Source organism: Pyrinomonadaceae bacterium (assembly GCA_036277115.1).
Taxonomy (GTDB): Bacteria; Acidobacteriota; Blastocatellia; order Pyrinomonadales; family Pyrinomonadaceae; genus UBA11740.
On the sequence record DASUNM010000005.1, the window covers coordinates 44256 to 70588 of the forward strand.

General features: G+C 54.2%; 17 protein-coding genes. 4 read left to right on the plus strand and 13 right to left on the minus strand.

The features are described 5' to 3' along the window. Positions 1 to 491: 491 nt before the first annotated feature. The 12 genes from VFX97_01375 to VFX97_01430 form a co-directional block, all read right to left on the minus strand. Positions 492 to 710, minus strand: a complete 219-nt coding sequence (locus tag VFX97_01375) for a hypothetical protein (protein ID HEX5701851.1) — start codon at positions 708 to 710, stop codon at positions 492 to 494. A gap of 62 nt (positions 711 to 772) precedes the next feature. Further along, positions 773 to 1711 carry a hypothetical protein gene (locus VFX97_01380; GenBank protein ID HEX5701852.1) on the minus strand — a complete coding sequence of 313 codons (939 nt, stop codon included), beginning with the start codon at positions 1709 to 1711 and terminating at the stop codon, positions 773 to 775. Between the two features lie 69 nt (positions 1712 to 1780). After that, positions 1781 to 2104: a hypothetical protein gene (locus VFX97_01385; protein HEX5701853.1), complete on the minus strand. Its 324-nt coding sequence runs from the start codon at positions 2102 to 2104 to the stop codon at positions 1781 to 1783. Positions 2105 to 2153: 49 nt separating this feature from the next. Next, positions 2154 to 4475, minus strand: a complete 2322-nt coding sequence (locus VFX97_01390) for a hypothetical protein (protein ID HEX5701854.1) — start codon at positions 4473 to 4475, stop codon at positions 2154 to 2156. Positions 4476 to 4589: 114 nt separating this feature from the next. Then, complete coding sequence (locus VFX97_01395) at positions 4590 to 7439, minus strand: hypothetical protein (GenBank protein HEX5701855.1); 2850 nt, start codon at positions 7437 to 7439, stop codon at positions 4590 to 4592. A gap of 67 nt (positions 7440 to 7506) precedes the next feature. Continuing rightward, positions 7507 to 10362: a hypothetical protein gene (locus tag VFX97_01400; protein ID HEX5701856.1), complete on the minus strand. Its 2856-nt coding sequence runs from the start codon at positions 10360 to 10362 to the stop codon at positions 7507 to 7509. Positions 10363 to 10393: 31 nt separating this feature from the next. Further along, complete coding sequence (locus tag VFX97_01405) at positions 10394 to 13627, minus strand: hypothetical protein (protein HEX5701857.1); 3234 nt, start codon at positions 13625 to 13627, stop codon at positions 10394 to 10396. Between the two features lie 235 nt (positions 13628 to 13862). Next, positions 13863 to 14504 (minus strand): carboxypeptidase-like regulatory domain-containing protein, encoded by a 642-nt coding sequence (locus VFX97_01410; GenBank protein ID HEX5701858.1) that lies wholly within the window; start codon positions 14502 to 14504, stop codon positions 13863 to 13865. A gap of 866 nt (positions 14505 to 15370) precedes the next feature. Further along, on the minus strand, positions 15371 to 16324 hold the full coding sequence (locus VFX97_01415; GenBank protein HEX5701859.1) for an SDR family oxidoreductase: 954 nt from the start codon (positions 16322 to 16324) through the stop codon (positions 15371 to 15373). Then, on the minus strand, positions 16325 to 17623 hold the full coding sequence (locus VFX97_01420) for a UDP-glucose/GDP-mannose dehydrogenase family protein (protein HEX5701860.1): 1299 nt from the start codon (positions 17621 to 17623) through the stop codon (positions 16325 to 16327). 114 nt (positions 17624 to 17737) lie between these two features. Then, the gene (locus tag VFX97_01425; GenBank protein HEX5701861.1) at positions 17738 to 18451 is read right to left on the minus strand and encodes a hypothetical protein; all 714 of its coding nucleotides are present in this window, start codon (positions 18449 to 18451) and stop codon (positions 17738 to 17740) included. Positions 18452 to 18790: 339 nt separating this feature from the next. Next, positions 18791 to 19357: a hypothetical protein gene (locus VFX97_01430; protein ID HEX5701862.1), complete on the minus strand. Its 567-nt coding sequence runs from the start codon at positions 19355 to 19357 to the stop codon at positions 18791 to 18793. Between the two features lie 162 nt (positions 19358 to 19519). Between VFX97_01430 and coaBC the strand changes: the two genes are divergently transcribed. The 4 genes from coaBC (at position 19520) to lpxD (ending at position 25502) form a co-directional block, all read left to right on the plus strand. Then, entirely contained in the window at positions 19520 to 20782 is a 1263-nt protein-coding gene (gene coaBC, locus VFX97_01435; protein ID HEX5701863.1) for a bifunctional phosphopantothenoylcysteine decarboxylase/phosphopantothenate--cysteine ligase CoaBC, read from the plus strand. Next, complete coding sequence (locus VFX97_01440) at positions 20779 to 21669, plus strand: uracil-DNA glycosylase (protein ID HEX5701864.1); 891 nt, start codon at positions 20779 to 20781, stop codon at positions 21667 to 21669. The genes coaBC and VFX97_01440 overlap by 4 nt, the downstream gene beginning before the upstream one ends. A 45-nt stretch (positions 21670 to 21714) precedes the next feature. After that, the gene (priA, locus tag VFX97_01445; GenBank protein HEX5701865.1) at positions 21715 to 24270 is read left to right on the plus strand and encodes a primosomal protein N'; all 2556 of its coding nucleotides are present in this window, start codon (positions 21715 to 21717) and stop codon (positions 24268 to 24270) included. 194 nt (positions 24271 to 24464) lie between these two features. Further along, complete coding sequence (gene lpxD / locus VFX97_01450) at positions 24465 to 25502, plus strand: UDP-3-O-(3-hydroxymyristoyl)glucosamine N-acyltransferase (protein ID HEX5701866.1); 1038 nt, start codon at positions 24465 to 24467, stop codon at positions 25500 to 25502. Positions 25503 to 25570: 68 nt separating this feature from the next. Here lpxD and VFX97_01455 read toward each other — a convergent pair whose 3' ends face one another. Beyond that, positions 25571 to 26314 (minus strand): SDR family oxidoreductase, encoded by a 744-nt coding sequence (locus VFX97_01455; GenBank protein HEX5701867.1) that lies wholly within the window; start codon positions 26312 to 26314, stop codon positions 25571 to 25573. Between the last annotated feature and the right edge of the window lie 19 nt (positions 26315 to 26333).

Genomic DNA, 26333 nt, shown 5'->3' on the forward strand with positions numbered 1-26333 from the left:
GTCCGCGTGTCTTCGGTTAAGGGTAGAAGAACAAATACAGCATGAGATAGATTAAGGCGTAACCCATGACCCCGACAACGGTGAGGCCACCCAAGAAGGCTAATGCCTTTAAGCCCGAAGTAATGGACCAGAGTCGAGCTGCCGGGGTGTCAACCTCTGATTCCATTGCTCTGGTGGGTTCGGGTTCCGAAGATCTTGCCGCGCTCCGTAGCGGCACTCGGCCGCGACTTCTCGGTGCCGGAGCCGGTTGTGACATTCCTCGAGGTGTTCATGTCCTCCCGCGCGTTGCGATCTACTTCCAATTGGCGCTCTACCTTCTTCACCTCCTTCATGTATGGCAGTAATAATGTGAAGAAACCAGTGATTAAGATTGCTTCAATGGCGCTAAGAGAGAAAAATGCTGCGGCCACAGTGATGGCAGCAACACCAATAAGGTGAGGGATGAAACTCCGAAGTGCCAGAATATATTTCTTGATCAGTATCGACTCTACCTAGTAAGGGCTTTTAATCGTGCCGATCATCGTCAGCAACTGATTGTTGAAAGACAAATAATTAGCGTCGTCGCTAGAAAAACTAGCGCCCGCGAGTAGAACCCGGGCAGCCTTGGCCGTCTGGTCTAGTTTGTGTGCGGTGACGATAACCTCGTCCCGGAGCGAGAAAAGCGATGTCGGTTTGCCGTCCCAAACACAGATGTCGTTGCACAGCGACATTTGTCTCCGTCGCGCGACGAAGACTTGAGTCGTCAGATCCTAGTCAGCGCCGCGGGTCTGATCTAGAAGGGTTTCCATATCCGCACTTTCACGACAAGCGCCTTATCCTTTGCCTTGAAATACATTGGCGGTGCGCAACCCATGTATTGATACGCTTGCATGTAACCGCTGAACGCAAGTTCCTTCTCGTTTGAACACTGAACCATATATATCGCCTTGCTATTAGAACTGGTTTCAAAGAACCCATTCCCATATTTCGCTGGGTCATCTACTCCCCCTGTCCAGCACTCCTTGCGCAAGTTAATTGATACCCACTTGTTGGGCTGCGTAAGCAAAATTGGCTGACTATTTCCGCACGAGACTCTTTCTGGTAATTTAGGTTTTGGATCTCTTTTGAATGATAGTACTACAGCGGGTTGGCGGGTTTCCGGTGTACTTTCCTTGATTGATTTATCAAGTTTAATAGCACCCAATACTACCAGTCCTCCAATTGCCACTATTAAGATCATTTTAACTACCAGAGAAGATAAAGGGTGGACTCCAGCGCTTGTCTTTGACGGTACGGTAGAGTACTCATCCTTTGATGATGAGTCCCTCGAATACACTCTAGGTTCCGATTTATGATGGGTGCCACTGTGTACCTTGCGTGTGTTACCAAGCCAGTCTTCTTCCCTCCGTGTGTCGCCAACTTTGTTGTCTGAAGTATCGTAATGACTCTGTACTTGATTACCTAACCAATCGGCTTCATTCTTGCTATACCCTACCCTTTCTTCATCACTCCCATAATGTACAGCCCTTTCCCTGCCAAGCCAGTCAGAGCCCTTTCTTGTCTCACCTTTTTTCTCACCAGCGGAATCGTAGTGTTCCTGCTTTGAGCGTCCACGCCAATCTTCTGTGAACTTGGTTTCTCCAGCCTTCTCTCCATTAGCATCATAATGAACCTCTTTTTCCCGACCGAGCCAATCGGTTTCTTTTTTTGTGTAGCCCGACTTGTCACTCATGACGATCCTTCAACAAGGGAAACCAATGGATTGTTCGCAGCTTACCCGTCAGCAAAGTACCCCTCTGGTCTAAGCCTTCAAAGACCAAGTAATAAATGCATGGTCGCTATTTTTATTAGGCCCCAATGCGCCTCCCAGATTGACTTGCGCCAACGCCCAATCCTGCGGCAGTTCGTTACGCTTGCAGACTTCCAGGGCTTGGCGATAGTCAATTACCGACTGTGATAGCAAATTCTGGCTTTCCTCTCCTCCGACCCTGATTTGCAGTCGCTGTCGTGTATCGTTAAACACTTGCCCTGCAACTTGGCTTGGCTTCTCCATATTTCTAAGGGATAGGTAAAAACACCAACGGGATAGTTTTGGGTTTTGATCGAGATACTGTCTTCGTTCCATCTAGACAATGGCTAGGCGGTCTTCAGCTGTTCAACCGAAATGAAGTTGTCTATCCTTGCTCTTTAAAGTTCGCTCGCACATTTTGTAATGCCTTCAACAGCAGTTCTCGGTCTTCAATTGCCAAAGCACCGAATAGTTGAGCCAACCAAACCCGATAAGGCGACAGTTTTTCGTTCTGATTAATGAAGTGTTGCGTGCCAGCAAAGCTCCACTCCACTTTGAAGCCGGGAGGCTGCCGCGCTACTTCTGCAATTAGTTCATCAACCTTGGGTCCAATTTGGCCGGCTTTGCTTTCGGCTAGCAGACTGGCAATCTCGATTGCCCGTAGTGCTGTTTTGGTTCTTACAGGAAGGTCAGGATGAGCAAGCAAGGCATTAATGCGATCTCTACAATCAGCAAAACGTCCGATGCTGAAATGCGCTTCTGCAAAGTCTGCTTGAACCAGGATGTCCAATGGATGATTTGCCAGCCAATTCTGGTTTAAAAGGAAAGCCTTATCGAAGTCGAAGAGTACCTCGTGATAGAGCCGGGACGCTTCGCCAAAAACCGCTTTATTGCCTGTATCAACCGTTAGTACATTCGCGAATGCCTCCGCAGCAGCAGACGCCTCACCCAGGAGAAGATGCGCCAACCCAAGATTAATCAGCACCGCCGCCCACTGATGAGGATCCTCTCGTGTAATTACTTTAAGCGCGGTGTGATAAGCCGTTAACGCTTCGTTCAGATACTTGATCCTCTCCTCCCCGATTGCCCGCTGTCCCAATCTCATCAATCCAATTCCCAGATTGGTCTGCAACACAGTCCACTGCAGCGGTAACTGCGCCCGCGTGGTGATTTCGAGCGCACCGCGATAAGCCGCGACGGCTTCGTTCAGATAGCTTGTGCTCTCCAACCCGATGGCTCCCTCGCCCAATCTCGATAACGCGTTACCCATATTGAGTTGCGTTTCAGCCCAATCCTGCGGTGCCTGCGCGCGGGTTCTAATCTCCAGCGAAGCTCGGAACGCTGCAATCGCTTCGCCCAGATACGTGCCGCGTTCTGCCTCGTTTACTCGAACAGCTAACATCGCCAACGCACTACCCAAATTGTTCTGCACTGTTGCCCACACTTGCGGCGACGCTTCGCGCCTGATCACTTCAAGCGCGGCACGATAAGCCGCAATCGCTTCCGTCAGATGCGTAATGCTTGCTGACCCGCTCGCCCGCTCCCCCAATCTTAAGAACGCAACGCCCAGATCGTTCTGCGTTACGGCCCAGTCCTGCGCTAGCTGTTTGCGGGTTCTAATCTCAAGCGACGCTCTAAGAACTGCAACTGCTTCATCAAGGTACTTGATGCTCTCCACCCCGCTTACCCGCTCCCCTAATCTCACCAACGCGCTGCCAAGATTGTTTTGCGACGTAGCCCAATCCTGAGGTAACTGCTCGCGCGTATGGAATGTCGCGCTCTGCCGGAATTCAGCCACGGCCTCCACCAGAAATCTTCGACCCTCTTCGCCGCCTACTCTTTGCCCTAATTCTACTTTTGCGTTCCCAATCAGAAATCTTGTTGCGGCCCATTCCGCTTTGAGCTCTTCTTTGGGCAGCTCCTTTGCCTCGAAGCGTTGCGCGAGTTCATTGTACGTAATCAATGCCTCTCTGAATTTGTATTGTGCGTAGTAGGAATTTCCTGCGAGCTGAGATCGCCGGATGACTTTAAGGCTGACTTCAAGCGTCTTTTTTTTTGCTTGTGCCAACTCTGCCAGAGCGGTCTTGTATGATTCGGTAGCCAGGAGCGCTGCTTCTTCATAGTTCTTTTGCCAATACTGCTTAAGAGCCCGCTCCTCTTTATCATCTGAGTCTTTGATTGTGCCCCATTGTTCGGCGGCGTCACGGAACTGTTCCAACGTGAAGCCATACTCTTTTGCGTAGTCCCGCAGGAATGCGTATTCATCAATATTCCTCCTGAGGTTTCCTACTTCCGTGCGCAGTTTGACTCTTTCAGCCGTCCATTGATCTATCACTTGGCTGAGTCGCCTTGGCGATAAAGCGAGGGGAGAACCTTTCGGAACGATGACGACTCGCAATGGTTCAAAGTTGCGCTCAGTGCTTTGCGTAATGCAGTTACCGAGCATCGGCTGAAAGATTACCCAATTCGATTTGACAACTTTGATGCGTGTAGCCTGCCCTGGCTGTGCTGCTGATGGGAAACCAATCTTGAAATGTCCTTTGCTATCCGTTACTGCTGCCTGTCCTCCAGCCGCAACAATCCTCACTCCGACGACAGCTCTATCTTTATCATCAAAGACTTGTCCCTCCAGTTTGGCTTGCTGACCAAGCGCCGTCGCTGAAAGGCAGGAGGTGAAGAGTACAACGAGGAAGGTTTGGAACTTCATTTTTGACCTCGTGAGACTGAGTATAACGATCGATCCTCTTCATCACGCCTAGCGCATCACCGTTCGGTACCTAAACTGCTAGTTGGAGGATTGGTTAAACATTTGACGCCTTCGCTACGAGCCGGGGTTCCTCTGGATGGTGATAATACTAGGCGACGGCCAAGCGCTCTTCAACCGAAACGAAGTTGTCGATCTTTGCTCTTTATAATTCGCTCGCACATTCTGTAGCGCCTTCAACATCGTATCGCGGTCTTTACTTGCTAAAGCGACGAACAATCGTCCTAACCAAGCACGATAGGATGACAACTTCTCGTTTTGATCGATAAAGTGCCTTGTGCCATCAAAGACCCATTCGACCTTAAATGCCGCAGGCTGACCAGCCACCTCCGCGATCAGTGCATCAAGATTGACCGGAACTTGGCTGGCTTTGCCATCGGCTAAGAGGCTAGCAATCTTAGTTGCTCGTAATGCTGTCTTAGTGCTGACAGGAACTCGTGGATTGGTCAATAGGGCGTTGACACGTTGTTCACATTCGGCGAAACGCCCGACTGAGAAATGTGCTTCCGCATAGTTGATTTGAGCCGAAATATCTTCTGTGTGCTGTGCTAGCCACTGTTGATGCAGGTCGAAAGCCTTATCAAATTTGAAGAGTATGTCATGGTAAATCGAAGCCGCTTTGTCGTAGGCCTCTCTTTGGCCCCGGTCAAGCGACAGGACATTCGTGTACGCTTCCGCAGCAGCCGGCCAGTCATGAAGTTGAACATAATCTCTTGCTAAGTTGTTCTGCGTTATAGCCCACTGTTGCGGGAAGTCCTCTCGCCTGAATACTTCAAGCGCAGCGCGGTGAGCTATAGTTGCATCCTTCAGATGTCTGATGGCGGCCTCACGCTCTACTCGCTCACCTAAGCCCCGCAGCGTATTGCCCAAGTTGTTTTGCGTTGTAGCCCACTGCGGTGGGAGGCGCTCGCGGGTTCTCACTTCAAGAGCTGATTGATGAGCTTCCACCGCCTCCTTCAGATACTTGATGCCCTCCGCATCGCTCACGCGCTCAGCTAAATATTGTAGCGCGCTGCCAAGATTGGCCTGTCTTGAGGCCCATTGCTGTGGGAGCTGCTCGCGGGTGACTACTTCAAGCGCAGCGCGATGTGCCGCAGCTGCGTCTTTCAGGTAGTTGATGCCCTCCTCCCCACTTATACGTAAACCTAAATTCAGCAGGGCACCGCCCATATTGCTCTGAGTGATCGCCCAATCCTGTGGAAGATGTTCTCGGGTTCTTACTTCAAGCGCCGCGCGGAAAGCCCCGACAGCGTCTTTCAGTTGCTTGATGCTCGCTGCCCCGCTTAAACGTTCACCGGTACTCGCTAGCACAATGCCCACATTGTTCTGCGTTGCCGCCCAATCTTGGGGCAGCTTCTCGCGGGATCTGACTTCTAGTGCGGTGCGATGAAGTGCAAGCGCGTCCTTCAGATAGTTAATGCCTTCTTCCACACTTACACGTAAACCTAATGCCCATAACGCGTTGCCCAAATTAGTCTGCGATGCCGCCCACTCCTGTGGCAACTTTTCGCGAGTCCTCACTTCGAGCGCCGCACGAAAAGCCTTAATAGCGTCTTTCAGATATCTGACGCCCTCCGCCCCTCCTACCCTCACACCTAAGCTCTGTAATGTATTACCTAGATTGGTCTGCGTTGCGGCCCACTCTTCAGGCAATTGCTCTCGGGTTCTCACCTCTAGCGCGGCGCGGAAAGCGGTAATTGCGTTGTTCAGATGCTTAACGCCCTCTTCCGCACTCGCCCGCTCACCCAAACTCCTTAACATAATACCTAAGTTATTCTGTGTTTTAGCCCACTCATGTGGCAACTTCTCGCGCGTGGCTACTTCGAGTGCTGTACGGTAAGCCGCTTCAGAGTCGTTCAAATACTTAACACTCTCCGCGCCCCTCGCTCGCACCCCCAGGCTCAATAGAACATTACCAACACTGTTCTGCGTCGCAGCCCACTCTTTGGGTAATTGATCACGGGTATAAATAGTAAAGCTTTGCTGATAGTTGGCTAACGCCTCTTTTAACAATTGTGAGTTCTCGTCTCCTGCAACTCTTACCCCTAATGCCACTTTCGCATTCCCAATCAAGAAATTCATTTCAGCCCATTCCGCTATAAAGATTTCCTTTGAAAGTTCTTTGGCATCAAAGCGTTTCTCAATCTTATTGTAAGCGTCCAGGGCTTCTCTGAAGTTGTACTGTGCATAGTAAGCGTTCCCCGCGAGCTTGTATCGACGAATGACTTTAAGGCTCGCCTCATTTGTCTTATTATTGGCTTGCTTCAACTCTTCGCCGGCCACTTGTGCGGATTCTAGGGCTAGTTGTGCGGCCTTTCCGTAATTTTTCTGCCAGTATTCTTTGAGTGCGCGCTCTTCTTTGTCATCCGATTCTTTGATTTGTGCCCACCGCTCGGCAGCATCACGAAACTGCTCCAACGTGAAACCGTATTCTTTTGCGTATTGCTGGAGGAAGGCGTATTCATCAAGTTCCTGCTGGAGATTACCTACTTCAACGCGCAGCTTGGCTCTTTCAGCCGTCCACTGCGCTATGACTTGGCTCAGTCTTTTCGGTGATAAGGCGAGCGGCGAGCCTTTAGGAACGATGACGACTCGTAGCGGTTCATAGTTGCGCTCTGCGCTTTGCGTCACGCAGTTGCCGAGCATCGGCTGAAAGACTACCCAATTCGATTTGACAACTTGGATGCGTGTGGCCTGCCCTGGCTGAGCAGAGATTGGGAAACCAATCTTGAAATGTCCTTTCCTATCCGTTACTGCCGACTGTCCACCGGCCGCGACAATCCTCACTCCGACGACAGCTCTGTTCTTATCATCAAAGACTTGTCCTTCCAGTTTGGCTTGCTGACCTAGCGCAGTCGCTGAAAAACAGGAGATAAAGAGTACAAACAGGGAGTTTCTGAACTTCATTGTGACCTCGCGAGGAAAGTATGAGCGATCGATCTCTTTCGGTCATTAAATGCTACTGCAGTTGGCGCTAAGAGCCAACGGGCGATTTTGAACCATGCATTCCCACCGTCTGTCTATGACTATTCTCAATGAAGGCGATTTTCATTTTCGCTCTTACACTCTGCAAGTCTCTAAGCATTACGTCGCGTGGTTTGTTGTCGAGAGCATCAAACAATTGTTTCAACCAAAACCGATAAGGAGCCAGCTTCTCGTTTTGATCGATAAAGTGTCTTGTGCCTTCAAAGTTCCATGTGACTTGGAACTCAGGCGGTTGACGGGCGACCTCCGCGATGAGCGTGTCAAGTTTGGTTGACACCTGATTAGTTCGTTGAAGGGCTAGAATGCTGGCAATCTCAAATGCGCGCAGAGCTGTCGCGATGCTGGCAGGGACTTCCGGCCGCGCCAAGAGAGCATTTATGCGTTGCTCGGCTTCGATGAAACGTCCGGTGGTAAAGCATCCCTCGGCAAAATTCGCCTGAGAGTCAATGTCGTTCTTTCGTTTTACCCGCCACTGTTTCGAAGTAAACGCCCGCTCGAAATCGAATAGCTTATCGTGGTAGACCGCGCCGCCGAGGCGATGCATCTCTTCGTCATCCGGGAACACCTGCAAGACCTCCGCGATTGATTCACCCGCGCTGCGCCAGTCTTCCAGCAAAACGTATATTGACACTAGATGATTCTGCACCTCCGCCCACTTCTCCGGTAAATGCGTTCGAGTAAAAATACCGAGCGCAGCGCGAAGCGTTACTATGGCTTCGTTCCAATATTTCGTCCTCTCTGCCCCTTCCGCACGTTCGCCCAAAACGCCGAGCAACAGTCCCAGAGATGCCTGTTTGTAAGCCCAATTCTGCGGCGACTCTGCACGCGTCAGGACCTCCAGAGCGGCGCGATACTTCGAGGCCGCTCCGTTTAGGAACGCCACTCCCGCCGCCCCTTCCGTTTTCAAACCCAGGAAAAACAACAGATCTGCTAGGTTAGCTTGCGCCGTAGCCCAGTCCTTTGGAAACTCTGCGCGGGTGTGTACCTCCAGCGCTGCTCGATGCGCTGCTGCCGCCTCGTCCAGATACTTAAGTCCCTCCGGCCCTTCAGTCTTCTTGGCTAACCCGCCCAATGTAACCCCTAAGGCGTTTTGGGTCATGGCCCATTGCCGCGGCGAGTGGGCACGGGTTCTTACTTCCAGCGTGGCACGCAACCCCGCCGCTGATTCGTTCAAATACTCAAACCCCTTCGGACCGTCCGTCAACTTGCCCATTTCGAACAGCACATCGCTTAGGTTGTACTGCGTTTGCGCCCAGTCCTGGGGCCACTGCTCGCGGGTTCTGACTGCCAACGCTCCACGGTATGCCACCACTGCCTCGTTCAGAAACTTCAGCCGCTCCGCACCTTCCTTCTGGTCGCCCAATCGATTCAGCACAGTACCAAGATTGTTCTGCGCCGCAGACCATTCTTGCGGCGACTCGACGCGCGTGAAAATCTTCAGCGCGGCGTGTAACGCGGCGACGGCTTCATCTAAATACTTGACACTCTCGGCGCCTGCTACCCGTTCGCTCAAGTCAACCAACGTATTGGCGAGATTGCCCTGCGCGCCGGCCCATTCCTGTGGCGCCCGTGCGCGGATATCACCATCCAGGAGGGCGCGATGTCTGTCGGCGGACTCAGTTAAATACTTGATGCTCTCGGCCCCTTCGATCTGTCTGCCTAATAGGCGCAACACCGCACCCAAACTATTCTGCGTTGCTGCCCACTCCAGCGGCCAACGCGCGCGCGTGTAAATCTCCAGCGTTTCGCGAAACACGGCGGCGGCGTCCTTCAGGTGCGCGGCCCCGTCCACGCCGTCGAATCGTCGGCCCAACGCTATCAACGTATGCCCACGGTTGTTCTGCATCAAGGCCCAGTGCGGAGGCGATTGTGCGCGCGTGTAGTAGGTCTCGGCCTCTTTGAAGGCGGCCAGAGACTCTAACAGCAGTCGAGGCCCTGCGTCGCCGGCGACTATTTCGCTCAATGCGCTTTTGGTTCTTCCAATCGCCAGCTTTAGATCGGCCCAGTCGTTCGAAAACTCTTCCTTACGGATGTCTTTAGTCGAGAAAAGCGCATCGAGCCTAGAGAACGACTCCATTGCCATGCCAAAGTTGGACTGCTCATAGAAAGCATTACCTTCGAGAGTGTAAACGCCGATGACTGTGCGGGCACGCTCATCCTGTTCTTTGTTAGCAGCCTTCAACTGCTCGATGGAAGGAGAACCAATCTTCGCGGTCAGTTCCGTTACTTTCTCTAAGTTTCCCAACCAGTATTCCTTACGAGCAAGTTCCAGCGTGTCGTCAGACTCTTTGGATTGTGCCCATCGATCCAATGCAGCCTTCAGCCTGCCGTTGGAAAGACCATATTCCTCTGCGTATTCTCGTAGGAAGGCGTATTTCTCGCGCTCAATTCTCGCTTTAAGCAACTCGTCTTTTGTTTCTTTTATTATCGTATCCCGCTTCGCAACCTGCTTTTGCATTTCGTTTACGAATTCACTCAACCTTTTGGGCCCGTAAGAGAGCGGCGAATTCTTTGGAACGATGATCACGTCGAGCGGCTCAGAATTGAGTGTCACGCTTTTCGTATCACAGTGACCGAACATGGGGTTGAAGACCACCCAGCCTGCCCTCGCGACCCTGATGCGCGCGGCCTGTCCGGGACGAATGTTGTCGGGCAGATGAATGATGAAGTGGCCTTTGCTATCGGTCCTACCAGCCTGCCCGCCAGGTGTCACGACGATTCGCACGGACGGAACTCGCCTTTCCTTTTGGTTATGAACATGTCCTTCGATCTTGGCTTGTTGCCCGAGGGCAGACACGGCTAGGCTAAAGACAAAAAGCGTAAGCATGCTTAGGTGTAGTTTCATCGCTTCATTTTCGCCGACCTAGCCGGTGGCCTCACCGTTTGAACCTGGTTCGCACTTCCTTAAGTGCGTTCAGCATTCTGTCGCGGTCTTCGCTTCCCATGGCATCGAGTAGCCCTCCAAGCCAGTCGCGATGAGGTTTCAGCTGCTCGCTGTGGTCTATGAAGTGTCTTGTGCCCTTGAAACTCCATTCGACCTTGAAAGTGGTGGGTTGCCGTGAGACTTCGGCGATCAGCACCTCGAGTTTGCTTGGAACCTGCCTTGCTCGATTGACGGCTGCCAGATTGGCAATTTCTAGTGCACGCAATGCTGCCCTGGTACCAGCAGAAAGGGTTGAATTAGTCAGGAGGGCCGTAATGCGTAACAGGCTTTCCTCAAACTGGGCCGTTGTGAAATGCGTTTCGGCAAAATCTGCTTGGGCCGAAATATCATCCTGATGCCTTGCCAGCCAAGATTGATTCAAGGCGAACGCTTCTCGAAAGTTAAACAGCATCTCGTGCTGGAGCGTGGCAGCTCTTTGATAAGCCTCCACATCATCGGGGTATATCTTTAGTACATTGGTATAAGCTTGGCTCGCGCGCGTCCAGTCCTTTAGCAAAAGATAAGTTGCGGCCAAGTTGTTCTGGGTCATCGCCCAATCCTGTTGCAGGTACGCCTGCGAGTAGGTCTCCAGCGCGGCGCGATAAGCGATTTCCGCACCCTTAAGATACTGAATACTCTCCGCGCCTTCCGACCGCGCGCCTAACTCGCGCAACACATTACCAAGGTTGTTCTGCGTCCCCGCCCACCGCTGCGGCAATTGCTCACGCGTGAAGACCTCGAGCGCGCCGCGATAGGCGACTTCCGCATTCTTCAAGTGTGCGACCCCCTTGGAACCTTCCACCCGTTCGCCCAAGTCGCTCAACACTACGCCAAGGTTGTTCTGCACCATCGCCCAGTCCTGTGGCACCTGCGCGCGTGTCCTGACTTCCAGCGCGGCGCGAAATGCCTGCGTGGCCTCATCCAGATATTTAAGGCTCTCCGCGCCTGCCGATCTCACCCCTAACTCACGCAACACAGCGCCTAAGCCGTTCTGCGTATCCGCCCAATCCTGTGGCACCTGCGAATGCTTATAGACCTCGAGCGCGGCACGATAGGCGATTTCCGAATTCTTCAAGTAGGTAATGCCCTCCACGCCTGTCGACCGCATGCCTAACCCCCTCAACGTAGTGCCCAGGTTGTGCTGCGCAATCGCCCACCGCTGTGGCACTTGCTCACGCGTGTAGACCTCCAACGCGGCGCGATAAGCGGCCTCCGCTTCGTGTAGATACCTAAGGCTCTCCTCAGCCCCCACTCGCTCACCCAAGTCACGCAGTACAATTCCCAGGTTGTTCTGCGTCATCGCCCAGTCCTGTGGCAACTGCGCGCGATTGTAGACTTCTAGCGCAGCACGGTTTGCGGCTTCCGCTCCTTTCAAGTATCTGATGCTCTCGACACCCTCCACTCTCACGCCTAACTGATTCAGCACAGTCCCTAGGTTGTTCTGCGTCGCCGCCCATTTCTGTGGCAATTCCTTCCGCGTGGAGACCTCCAATACGGCGCGAAAAATAACTTCCGCCTCCCTCAGGTATTGGATGCCTTCCGCACTCTCCACCCGCACGCCTAACTTACGTAGTACATTGCCCAAGTTGCTCTGCGTCGCCGCCCAAATCTGTGGCGATTGCTCACGCGTGAACACCTCCAGCGCGGCGCGATAGATGACTTCCGCCTCCCTCAGGTATTGGATGCCTTCCGCACTCTCCACTCGCTCACCGAAGACGCTCAACGCACTGCCTAGGTTGTTCTGTGTCGTCGCCCAATCTTGTGGCGATTGCTCGCGTGTAAAGACCTCCAGCGCGGCGCGAAATGCGAGCACCGTCTCGCGCAAATGGTTTACGCCTTCCGCCCGCAGGCCCAAATCACTCAGCACAATTCCCAGGTTGTTCTGCGTTATTGCCCAATCTTGTGGCGAGTGCGCGCGTGTCCTGACCTCCAACGCAGCGCGGTGGGCGATTTCCGCCTCCCTCAAGTACCGAATGCTCTCGACGCCCTCGGTTCGCCCAGCTAAATCACGCAGCACAATCCCCAGGTTGTTCTGCGTCGCCGCCCAATCCTTAGGCGATTGCGGCCGCGTGAAGATCTTTAACGCACCGCGGTAAGCTGCTTCCGCCTCCCTCAAGTACCCAATGGCTTCCGCACCCTCTGCTCGCTCACCTAGTTCAATCAGCGCGTTCCCCAAGCTGATTTGCGTAGTCGCCCAACCATGCGGTGAACGTTCACGATTGTAGAATGTCTCTGCTTGCCGATAAGCAGCCAAAGCCTCCAGCAACAACCGTGGGCCCTCCGCACCTTTTACTCTGGCGCCTAATTCACGCTTAGCAGTCCCGATAGACAGATTTAATAATGTCCATTCCTGTGTAAAATCCTCTTTGGAGAGTTGTCTGTTTTCGAAAAGCTGTTCGATTTTCATGAGGGACGCGAGTGCTTCTCGGAATTTGAACTGCTCATAGAAAGCACGTCCTTCAAGCGCATATATGCTTATGACGGTGCGACCACTTTCAAGCCGTTGCCTGTTTTTTTGTTTCAAGACTTCGACGGCAAAAGGCGCGGCTTCCCGGGTAAGTTCAGTCACCCTTTCGAGATTTCCCAGCCAATATTCTTTGCGTGCTCTCTCTAGTTTGTCATCAGACTCTCGGGTTTGCGCCCATATATCCAAGGCAGCTTTTAACTTGTCGGACGGAATGCCATACTCTTTTGTATATTCTTGTAGGAAGGCGTACTTCTCCCGCTCACGCGTGGCTTTATCTGCACTATCTCTCAGCGTGTTTATTGTTTTCCCTTGATTAGTAATTTGCTTTTGTAGTTCATCTACAAATTCACTCAACCTTCTTGGCCCATAAGAGAGCGGTGATCCCTTGGGAACGATGACCACCCGTAGGGCCTCGAAATTACGCCCCGCACTTTTCGTCTCGCACTTGCCGAACATCGGGTTGAAAATGACCCAGTTCGACTTTGCAACTCTGATTTGTGCTGCCTGTCCGGGCTGAACGTTGTCAGGCAGGCTGATACTAAAATGGCCTTTACTGTCAGTCGTATCAGCCTGCCCGCCGGGCGTGACGACGATTCGCACAGACGCTAGTCGCCGGTCCCTGTGGTCATAAACATGTCCTTCAATCTTGGCTTGTTGCCCGAATGCGGTTACTGCCAGGCTGAGAATGAAAAGGGGAAGTATGGTGAGGCGTGGTTTCATGTCTTATCCTCGTGAGCTTGCAAAGCAGGGATTTATCAGGATGTCATTGTCGCCGAACCAGCCGGGCGGCATCAGTGTATTGAGCGATCAATCTCATTCGGTCATTAAATGGATACTGCAGCTGTAGGAGCCACGTGGGATTTTGAGCCATGCCATTCACCGTCAGTCGATAACTATTCTCAATGACGGTCGCTGATAAGAAAAGAATGAGGCGCAATGAGGGAGGTGGTGAACTTCATTTTTTTCGCAGCTTGATTATCGGAGGTGCCTTACCTAGTACTACATCTTCCGTGTAAGGGTTAGGCTGATAGCCGACTAGGACTACCCGGACGCGTACTCCTTCTCCATACTTCTTGGGAATCTCGCTTAGATTGAAGACTCCATCGGTGGAAGTGTGAACGGGCGCCATTCCAGGAAAGTCATCGAGCGTGACCAGCGCGCCCTGAAGCGGCTGGTCGTGGCTGTCCAGCACTGTGCCCGACAGATTCGCTTTGGTGTCTGATACGGGACTTAGCCGAATATCCTCGATTTCTCTTTTTGCAGACACTCGCAGTCGCCTGTCAAAAGGCACATATCCGTCTGCTTCAACTACAATCTTGATCTCATCAAGTTCCTGAGACAGATCAAATTTGAATACGCCCTCTGAATCAGTGTAAAGAACCGGAGGCAGCCCCTTTCCCTCCAGACTTACTTTGGCGCCCCGAATTCGCGTTGTACCCTTAGTATCGGAAACCTTTCCGATAAATGATTCATTCTTGTTCCCTTGATTAAACGTGAGTGGTATGAGCTTAACGCCCGCTACTACCAGTCCGCCTAACACCGGTATGAGAGCAACGATAACGGGAGTCCTCTTATACCAAGGAGTCGATAATCTCATTTTTGACCTCCGAATTAGATTCTTACAGTCATAGAGAGGCGCCTGTTGGCGCCAAGTCGTCGTGCGAACGCATTGCGCAGCCGCAGCTGGATTTAGAGCATGTATGAGCATCCTCCGATAACCGTCTGAAGTTGCTACCTATCGGCGCCCGGCTACCAATTTGCTCGCGGACGGATTGGGTCTAATCCGAGAAAACTGGGCCGCTGCGAGGTTGCGGGGAAAGCTAATTCTACACCCAGCAGGGGAAGTATGGGAATAGTGTCTTACTCCTCGAGAAAGCCTCCATATGCGAAGGACGTCGCTTAACCAAGAGAGTCCGTACAACGCAGTTTGCTTCGTCTTTTTGTTTCTGATTAAAAGATCGCATGCTCATGTTATCGCGTTGTTTACAACCAGTCTTGCGGCTCGTGCATTGCGAATCAACCGGCGGTTTCGCGCAACGGTCGGCAGCGTATTTCCAAGCTTAGAGGAGACTAATCAATAATCACGCATCAATACGTGTGAAATGTTGGTTCAGATTCGATAACGAAATGTCTATGGCATCCTGCACTCCGTGACCTCCCTTACGATGAAAGAGACTTCGTTTGCTATTCCTGAACAAAGCGGAGGCCCGCCCTTCGCCTTTTTTCACGGCCGCGCATGTTTGTCGTCGCTTTAGACCGCGGCGAAGAACCGGATTATGGCCGATTTCGAATTAGGTAAGAAAGGTAAGGACTTTAACGGTTCGTCGCGGCTGACTCGGGCTCTTAAATGGGTACCGAAGTAACGACTTTATTACTTTCTAAACCCAGACAACTCATCCCCATCGTAAGTATTTCTTGATTGGCTCGTAAGGACTATATTTGTGGCGATCAGTGGCGACGGCGTTATTGACCACCGCTTTTCTGCCACCAATCAAACGTCAGGCGCAGACCTTCTTCGAGTCCGACCTTCGGCTCATATCCGAGCAATGCGCGCGCGAGCGAGATGTCCGCGAGACTGTGTCGCACATCTCCGACGCGGACTGGTTCATAGCGGGCCGCCGCGGCCGACTTGCCGGTGACACTCTTCATTATCTCAAGCAGTTCGTTTAGCGTTACCTGCCGGCCGTTAGCGACATTCATCACCTTACCGACGGCGTCGGGCGATTCAGCCGCGCGCAAATTCGCATCGACCACGTTCGATACAAAGGTGAAGTCGCGTGACTGTCCCCCGTCGCCATAAATCACCGGCTGCTCTCCGTTCTCCAGCGCATTCATGAAACGCGAAATGACGCCGGAATACTGTGAGCCGGGATCCTGACGCGGTCCAAAGACATTGAAGTACCGCAGCGAAACGGTTTCGAGACCGTAGACGTTGGTGAAGACCTGGGCGTAATACTCGCCTACCAGTTTTCCGACCGCGTAGGGCGAAAGCGGCGCGGGCCTCATTTCTTCGTGTTTCGGAAGCTCAGGTTGATCGCCGTAAGCCGAGCTGGAAGCCGCGTACACTAACCGCCGAACTTTCTGGTCGCGGGCTGCCAGCAACAGTGCGAACGTGGCATTGACCGAGGCATCATGAGATTCAACCGGCCGATCCACGGACCGTGGCACGGAGGGGATAGCAGCCTCGTGAAAAACCAACTCTACATCGCTTAGCGCGCGCCCCAATGTGGCCGCGTCGCCAACGCTTCCCTCGATAAAATCAATTTTGGATTCAATGTGCCGAAGGTTCTTGAGGTAACCCGTCGACAGGTCGTCGACAACGCGAACGCGAGCGCCAGCGTCAACGAGCGCCGTGGCGATGTGTGAGCCCACGAAGCCCGCGCCGCCAGTGACTAGAGCAATTCCGGAGAGCGCCATTTAGCGTCCAACTCCTGCGTATTTGAATCCGAGCGCGCGCAGATCGGCAGGCTCATAAATATTTCGAAGATCGGCGATGTTGGCGGTCCTCATCAGGCCGTGAATACGCTCCATGTCCAGCGCGCGAAATTGGTTCCATTCGGTGAGAAACACGAGAGCGTCAGCGCCCGTAGCAGCGGCGTACTCATCATTCGCGTACTCAATATCCGGCAGCAGTTTTTCTGCCTCGTGTTGGGCGACCGGGTCGTACGCTACTACTGTTGCCCCGGCTTCCACCAAAGCGCGGATGATATCAACCGAGGGAGCGTCACGCATGTCGTCAGTCTCCGGCTTGAAGCTCAGGCCCAGGACAACAATTCGCTTACCCTTCACACCGCCAACCAGCTTTTCGATCTTCGGAAACATGGCTTGCCGCTGTCGCTCGTTGACTTCTACCACCGTCTCGACGATTCGCGTAGGCGAGTCGTATTCCCTTCCGATTACCGACAACGCACGCGTGTCTTTCGGAAAACAAGAGCCACCGAAGCCTGGACCGGGGTGCAAGAACTTGCTGCCAATACGCCGATCCATACCAATAGCGCGGGCCACGTCGTGAACGTCACAACCCACTTTCTCGCACAGGTTGGCGATTTCATTTATGAACGAAATCTTCGTAGCAAGAAAGGCATTCGCAGCGTACTTAGTTAGCTCAGCGCCTTCGACAGAGGTGATCACGAACGGCGTTTCGATTAAATAGAGCGGCCGGTAGAGTTCCCGCATCACCTCGGTCGCTTGCGCGTCGCCGCTCCCGATCACTACTCGATCGGGGCGCATAAAGTCGCTGATCGCGGCGCCTTCTCGCAAGAACTCTGGATTGGAAACGACGCTGAAGGGTACCGGCGCCGGCAGATTTTTCTTAATTAGTTCCGTCAGTCGCTTGCCAGTCCCCACCGGGACAGTGGATTTCATCACAACCACTTTGTAGCTGCCAATGTTTCGGGCGACGTCGATGGCGGCAGTATTGACGAAGCTGAGATCCGCCGAGCCATCGGCCTGTGGTGGCGTGCCGACCGCAAGAAAGACAACGGAAGCAGGCTCGACGGCTGAATGAAGGTCTGTGGTGAATCTTAGCCGTCCCGCCTGAAGATTTTTTTGGATTAGTTGCTCGAGGCCTGGTTCGTAGATGGGGGCTTCGCCGCGATTTAGCCGGGCGACTTTGTCGGCATCTATGTCAACGCACGCGACGTCAACGCCAAATTCTGCGAAACACGCTCCGGTTACAAGCCCTACGTAACCAGAGCCAATTACAGCGATGTGCATTCGGAAATATGTCTGATCAAAAGATACGGGTCACGCGCATTTAGCGCGTGACCCGCAAGTTACACTCAAGTGCCGCGCACTCGGGCACGCCACCAGCAGGATTGTTCGCGTCCTCTATCTCGTCGGACTGATTACGGTAACGTCTCCGCCAAAGTTCAGATCATTGTTCTCTGAACTTCCGGCCAGAATCGCCGCCGCAATCGCACCACCAGCAGCCAGTAACAAGGCTGCCAAGGCGCCGCCACCAATGCCAGGCATGCCGGGCCGTGCTAGACGGGTGCAGCGTGTGCCGGGCTGAGGTGTTCCCGCAGTTTCAGTCGTTCCAGCAGCGACAGCTGTCGTCTTGCCAGCGGCTCGCAGTTCAACCAAGCCTGCCTGAGCAGCGACTCTCATGTCGCCACATTCGACATCGACCATAAAGCTTGACGCTTGGCTCGCATCGGCAACAGCCGCGCCGTCTTTGGTCGTGATGATGGCGGACGTACCTGCCAACGTCGAAGCCTGCAGACGACCGGCGTCGAGATTTCCTGAAATGCTGGCGTCGGTAAAGCTGAGTTTAACGCTCGTGTTCGGCAACAACTCTACGCGACCAAGTTTGCCGAGGCTCACAACCGCGCTGCTGTTAGCCGCAGTTGTAATGACGCTGTCGGAAAATACTGTCGCACCCGAAATCGCCGCTTGACCGTTAACGGTGACTTGGCCGGAAACCGAAAGTTCTCCGGAGTTCTTCTGGCCGGGTTTCGCCAACGCTACCATCGAGTAGACGCTGAGGACGGCTACTGTGACCGCAAATGCAATCGACTTGCGGCTCCAATTTCTGCTAATCATCATTTCCTCCCGTACAAGTGACAAGATACCTTAGAAAACGCGCTGCTGACTCTTTCACATTTCGAGTCGCTATCGCTTGAGTTCTGTTGAAGAAAGCTTTTTCGTGGTGTAGTGAAACCACTGAATCAGTGGCTTTTGTACACGAAATCCAGCCCCCCTGTCAACAGGCAATTGATTGAAAACTCTAAAACTTAGCCCAGAATTACTAGGTTCGGCGCACGATATCACGGCCTATAGGTGCTGTAAAGGGGTTTTTGGCCTGGCGGTGTCAAGATTGTGTGTCCTCGTCCCTCCGGTCAACGGCGAGGCCAAAAATCAGAAAATCGGAGGTCAGACGGGTCAGCGCGGACTACTCCGACGGGGACGCGTCGCGCTGTCGCCGACGCGTTGGCCCTTGGCGGCTGAAGAGTCCGGGGTTGTCGAACTCATCGGCCCGTCGACGCCGTTCCCGGATTCTATTAACGCGGCCTGCTCGTAAGGGTCAAGGCGCGCGAAGACATAAAAGACCTCTCCTGAAGTCACCGGGCCCAGGTAACGAAACGTATTCTTTACAATTTGACTGACGCGGAGGGTTCGGGGGCTTGGAGGCTCCTCAAACAGAATTCGCATCTCATCCGCCGCGACTGCTTCGAGCTCCGGCACATAGTCGTTGTCGGACTTCGTCACTAAACGGATGGCCATCTGCCGCAACGCGCGAATCCGATTCGAATTACGCCGGTAATAGTCTCCGGAAATCTCGTGCCGACTCGCCCGGTCATCAACGACTTCCTGTTCATTACGCAGGTAGCCAAGGTACGCTTGCATGACGGGCCCGAACTGGGACTGCTCCGCGCGTTGTGCGTGCACAACTCCACCCGCCATTGCCAGCGCGAGAACCAACAACACGATTCGCTTTAAGTTACCCATTGAAGTCCACCTCTACTGATCGAGCCTGCTGACTGACGCGTATGCGTTACTTTAGCTCAGGGAACTTTGGTAAGCCAGTTTCGATTGTGCGGCGATTATACGCCCGCTCAAAATCCAGCAATATTGCACCCATAATTTGGCGGTGTTACATTTCGATTTCACATGGATAGCGATCCGATTGACGGCAAGTACCGCGTGGCGCTCGGCGTAACTGGCGGAATAGCCGCTTACAAGGCGATTGAGGTCCTCCGGGGCCTTCAACGCGCCGGTTGCGAGGTACGGGTGGCCATGACCAGGCACGCTTGCGAGTTCATTCAGCCTCTCACCTTTCGTTCGCTTTCCGGTGCTTACGTCCTGGTTGACGACTATGCGCCGGATAATCCGGATCCGATTGCGCACATCACTTTCTCTCAAACCGTAGATTTGCTGATCGTGGCGCCGGCAACAGCCAACACCCTGGCGAAGTTCGCCAACGGCGTAGCCGACGACTTCCTGACGTCCACATACCTGGCTTGCACCGCGCCGGTTCTGGTGGCGCCGGCGATGAACACCACAATGTTGGAGCATCCCGCCACGCAGCGAAACCTCGAAAAGCTCCGTGCTGACGGAGTCCGGATTATTGAGCCGGATGAGGGCGAGATGGCCTGCGGCACGATCGGCCCAGGACGTCTAAGCGAACCGGACAGGATCGTGTCGGTGGCGTTGGACATGCTCAAGGCGTCAACGCACGCGGCCGATTTGGCCGGGGAGCGGATCCTAATCACGGCCGGTGCCACCCGCGAACCAATCGACCCGGTGCGCTTTATTTCAAATCGATCGTCCGGCCGAATGGGATATGCGATTGCAAAAGCCGCCCACGCTCGGGGAGCCGAAGTGACGGTCGTTTCAGGCGTCACGAGTGTCGCGGCCCCCGGAGGTGTGAAACTCATCGAGACAACAGCCGCAAAAGAGATGCATAGCGCCGTAATGGAACGCGCCGGCGACGCGACCATCTTTATTGCCGCGGCAGCAGTAGCCGACTACGCGTCCATTGACCCCTCTACTCAGAAGTTGAAGAAATCGGCAGACACGCTCGAGCTAAAACTGCAACGCACTCCCGACATTCTCCGGGAAGTAGCGCAGGCGCGACGCAACGGCCAATTGATCATTGGCTTCGCGGCGGAAACTGAAAATCTTCTCGAGAACGCCTGGGAAAAATTGGTCAGCAAAGACCTCGACGCGATCGTGGCCAATGACGTTTCAAAAGCCGGTGGTGGATTTGACTCGGCTGACAACGCCATCGCGATTTTGTTTCGCGACCGACCCGACACCGTCGAACTGCCGCTCATGCCGAAAGAAGAAGCAGCGCATCGCATTCTTGATGAAGTCGTGAAAATGAGGAACAACCAAAGCAACGCACGTACAGCTGCCGCACAAAAAGAATGACGTCAGATCAAACGAAAGAGTTGAGCGAACTGTTGGAGCAGACGAGAGAATACATTCGCTACTTCGGCGAACTCGGCGCGGAAACGATAGATGCGGAACCGGCGACGCTGAACGATTCAGCGCCGCAGAGCATCTCTTCGGCAAGGGTCGAAGAGCCGGGGGAGATCGCTACAGAATTACCGGCTGCCGCTCCGTCGCCGGCAAAATCGACTCTGTTTACACGAACAAATCCAACTCCGGCCCGTGTCAGTGCTCCAACGCCAGACAGTCTATTCGGCGAACTCCCTGCGCGACCGTCGTTGCCACCCTCAACTGAAACTCTCGAAGACATCTGGCGCGAGATTGGCGACGATTGCACCCGATGCGCGCTGTGCTCAGGGCGCACGCAGGTCGTGAACACGCACGGCAATCCAAAAGCCCGTTTGATGTTCGTCGGCGAAGCTCCGGGCGCTGATGAAGACGCCCAGGGCAAGCCGTTTGTCGGCCGCGCCGGTCAGTTGCTGACAAAGATGATTGAAGCAATGGGTCTGAAGCGCGAAGAAGTGATCATCGGCAACGTCAACCGCTGCCGGCCGCCCGGCAACCGGCAGCCGACGTTGGAAGAAGCTGCGATTTGCCGCCCGTTCTTATTCCGCGAAATCGCCGCGGTTCGCCCTGAAGTCATCGTCGTGATGGGCAATACGGCGCTGCGAAATCTGCTTGAGGTAAAGGCCGGAATCAGCAGCGTGCGCGGTCAGTTCCGGGACTATCAAGGCATCAAGGTAATGCCAACTTTTCACCCTGCCTATCTCCTGCGCGACCCTTCCAAGAAGCGCGAGACGTGGGACGACCTGAAGAAAGTAATGGAATGTCTCGACAGTAATTCGCACAAAGCGGCGAATGGCTGAGATGCGCTTTGAATCGTTTCGCTCCCGCGATAACCTGCCGCACAAATGTCTTTGCCCGCTCAAGCTCCGCAGGAAGACTCCGCTTCACAGTTCGCCCAGGTAGCGCTCCCCGTCCATCTCCGAAAGCTGTTTACTTACCGTCTGCCCGTAACCATGCGACAAGCGGCGCGTGTCGGTTCGCGGGTCGTCGTGCGACTTGGCAATAAGCCCATGACGGGCTACATCGTCGCTCTCCTCCTTAAGCTGCGCGAAGGAACAAGCCTGATTGAGTCTGATCTTAAGGAAGTTGAAGAGCTACTCGACGCCGAGCCGTCGCTGACACCTGAAGTGGTCGAGCTTGCCCGCTGGGTTGCTGAGTATTACGCCGCGCCTTTGGGCGAAGTCATGCGCGCGGCGCTTCCCGCCGGTATCAACACTTCAATCATGCAGGTTGTGTCGATCACGACGGAAGGTCATGAGGCATTGGCGACACTGACCGATGGATCAACCAAGCAGAAGGCTTTGCAAATTCTGGCTGACGAAGGCGAAGCCGAGATTAACGCGTTCTGCCTGCGCCTGGGTTCGGCGCGCATTCCTAAATGGCTGCGAGAACTGGAGGCCGATGGCTACATCGAGCGGGCGGATCGGACGCGCACAACTGCTACACGCGCCAAACGACAGAAGTTGATCCGGCTGGTTCAAGATCGGTACGCAGGCGCCTCGCCTGCTGCCGGCTCGGATCAGACACCTGGGGAACAATCAACAAACGAGCAGGTGGGACGCCCGCGCACCGAACGCATTACCGACGCTCAACAACGCGCGATCGATAAACTTCAATCTCACAACCAGCAAATGCCGGCAAGCGAATTAATCGAGGCTGCCGGCATCAGCCCTTCGGTCATTGCCACGCTGAAGAAGCGAGGCGTGGTGGAAGAGTTCGAGCAGGACATTCGTCGCGATCCGCTGGCGCTCGCGGAACTTCCCGGGACCGATGAGTTCAAGCTGACAGAACATCAGGCGGCGGCCTTCCGAATGATCGAGACCGCCATCGGCAACCGCTCGTTCTCGCCCTTCCTGCTCCACGGTGTGACCGGCAGCGGTAAGACTGAGGTTTACATTCGCGCGATGCGGGCAGCGCTGCACGGCGGTCGGGGCGCGATGATGCTGGTCCCGGAGATTTCGCTAACGCCAATTTTGTCCCGTCGTCTGCGCGCGCACTTCGGTGATCAGATCGCCATCTTTCATTCTTCGCTTTCGCGCGGCGAACGTTTTGACGAGTGGTCGCGCCTGCGCACCGGTGAAGCGCGCGTCGTTCTCGGTACGCGCTCGGCTGTTTTCGCGCCCGTCAAGAATCTTGGACTCATTATTGTGGACGAAGAGCAGGACTCGTCGTACCGGCAGGAAGAGTCTCCGTTCTACAACGCACGCGACTCGGCAATTGTGCGCGCCCAGAAAGAATCCGCCGCGGTTGTGCTGGGGTCGGCCACGCCCTCGTTGGAAACCTTTCACAATGCGCAGACCGGCAAATACCAATACCTCGAGTTGCCGGATCGAATCGGCGAACGCCGCCTGGCGACCGCTGAACTCGTAGACATGCGCGACGTCTTTGCGCGGCATAAAAAGCCGGTTGTCTTCTCCGATCAACTGCTCGAAGCGATCGAGCAAACACACGCGAAGGGCGAACAGTCGATCGTTCTGCTGAACCGTCGGGGCTACTCGAGCTTCATTCTTTGCCGCTCATGTGGCGAGTCGATCATGTGTCCCAATTGTGAGGTGACGCTGACGTTTCATCGCGGCGATCGCGTGCTTGTCTGTCACTACTGCAATCACCGCGAGCGCGCCCCGGCGCAGTGCCCGCAATGCGAAAGCAAATACATCTACTACGTCGGCGAAGGCACGGAACAGATCGAAGAGCTTCTGCGAAAGCGCTTTCCGCAACTACGCATCGGCCGCATCGATCGCGACACGAAATCTCGCCGCCGCGAATTTGAGCAGACGCTGCTCGATTTTGAAAAAGGCAAGCTGGACATGCTGGTGGGCACGCAAATGCTCGCGAAGGGACATGACTTTCCGAACGTCACGTTTGTGGGAGTAATTTCGGTAGATGCCGGACTGGCCTTGCCGGACTTTCGCGCTGCCGAACGTGCATTTCAGTTGATTACCCAGGTCGCGGGCCGCGCGGGTCGTGGCGATCGGCCGGGACGAGTTTTTATCCAGACTTATCATCCGCATCATTACGCTCTGAAGCACGCGGTCGCGCAGGATTATTTCGGCTTTTACACGGAAGAAATCCGGCACCGCAAGAACCATCAGTATCCGCCGTTCGTCGCGCTCGCCTTGCTGCTGACGCGTCACAAAGATGCGAATCGTGCCTACGAATTGGCCGGGGCAGCGAAAAAAGCTTTAGTTGAAGCTGATCCCGATCGTACGTGTCGCGTGCTGGGTCCGGCGCCGGCGCCGCTTGCTCGACTTCGCGCAGAGTTTCGCTTCCATGTGCTGGTCAAATCGCGTAGTCGTAAGCAGATGCGCGCCGTGATCGACGTCGCCCTTAAAGCGCTTGAGGACGCCGGGCACGATCTGCGGCACGTGAGTTTGGAAATTGATCCGATTAGCATGATGTGAGATGAACCTTATTTGGATTCATGGCGATTGGCGGATCGTGGTTCTGTACCCGGTCTTCTACGTCTTGCTGTTGTTGACATGGTTTGGCATCTGTTACGCCATTATTAAGTTCCTGGACCGCCGAAGAAAGTAGAACGACCCCAGTCAGCTAAACCGTACCGTCCAACCGGCGAATGCGATAAACTCTTGCGCCAATGAAACTTTCCGAGCTTGCTGAGAAAGCGCATGCGCGCTGCGAACCCAGCGACGGTGACATCGAAATCATCGGCGCCGCGGGCCTTGAACAGGCTGAGCCTGGCCAAGTGACCTTCCTATCGAATCCGCGCTACACCCCAAAAATTGCTACCACCGGTGCGACGGCAATTTTTGTGGGAGAAGAGGTCGAAGTACCGCGGGCTGATCTCGCTGTGCTGCGCGCGAAAGATCCGTATCTGGCTTTTACTCGAGCGCTGATAGCCTTCCATCCCCGCCCGGCAGTCGAATCAGCAATTCACGAATCAGCGGTGATCGACCAGACCGCGACCATTGGCGCGGAGTGCTTTGTCGGGCCGAACGCAGTGGTGGGAAAGAACTCGCGTATCGGCGATCGGGTCCGCATTCACGCGAACGCGACCATCTACGAGAACGTGATGATCGGTGATGACTCAGAGATTCATTCAGGCGTTGCCATTCGCGAGAACACCGTTATCGGCAAACGCGTCATCATTCATAACAACGCTGTGATCGGCTGTGACGGTTTCGGGTTCGCCAAAGATGAAGAGCGACACTGGCTTAAGATTCCCCAAGTCGGTCGCGTCATGATCGAGGATGATGTGGAAATCGGGGCGGGCACAACGATAGACAAATCATCGACTGACGAGACGCGCATCAAACGTGGCGCCAAGATCGACAACGTCGTTCAAATTGGTCATTCATGCACGGTGGGCGAAGACAGTTTGCTGTGCGCGCAAGTTGGGCTGGCAGGAAGTTCGGTCATCGGCAACCGAGTGATTCTGGCCGGCCAGGCCGGAGTTGCCGGGCACAACACGATTGGCGACGACGTTATCCTCACCGCGAAAAGCGCTACCAGTCACGACGTGCCGGCAGGAAAAATGATTTCCGGAATTCCCGCGTTCGACAATCGTGATTGGTTACGATCGATTGCTGCGTTCAGGCGCCTGGGAGAGATGGTCAGAACGCTTAGGGGTTTGGAAAAGCGCGTTGAGGAAATCGAAAAGTCAGAAAAGAAATAGTCCACAGATTACGCAGATTCAAAGCTCTCGTTTTAACTGCTCACTGCTCACTGCCCACTGCCCACTGATTAAGTCACTGCCCCGCCATCAACAATCACAACTTCGCCGTTCATATACGAATTACGATCGCTGCACATGAAGACCGCGAACTCGGCCAGCTCCATCGGCTTGCCCAGACGCCCGACCCAGAATTCGTGCATTTGCAGCCAGCGCTCCGGCAGAGCGCTCGCCAGATCCGTATCGAAAATTCCAGCCGCAATCGCATTGACCTTAATTCCAAACGTCGCCGCCTCACGCGACAGACACTTGGTGAACCCAATCATCGCCGCCTTTGAAGTTGCGTAATGAACCGCAGTCGGCAGCGCGCGAATCGCACCGATGGAAGTGATGTTGAGAATCGCGCCGGCCCGCTGGCGAATCATCTGTTTGTACATCGGCTTGGTGACGGCGAACAGACTGCCCACGTTGGTCCCAATGACTTCATCCCACGCGCGGTCGGTAGTCGTAGCGAAGTTGTCCCCGCGATTGATCGCTGCGTTGTTCACCAGAATGTCCATGCCGCCCCATTCGTGCACCAACTCGCGCGTCAAATGCTTCATGCCGAACCGGTCGGTCACGGAGACCTTGAATGATTTCGCCTTGCGGCCGAGCGCTTCAATCTTTTGTTTAATTTCTTCGGCGAGATCGTCGCGCGAGTTATAGCTGAATGCGACGTCCGCGCCTTCGCGCGCGAACACCTCACACAGCGCGGCGCCAATGCCGCGCGTGCCGCCAGTGATAAATGCTCGTTTTCCTTCGAGTAAAAGACTCATGCTAACCATTGTGGCACAG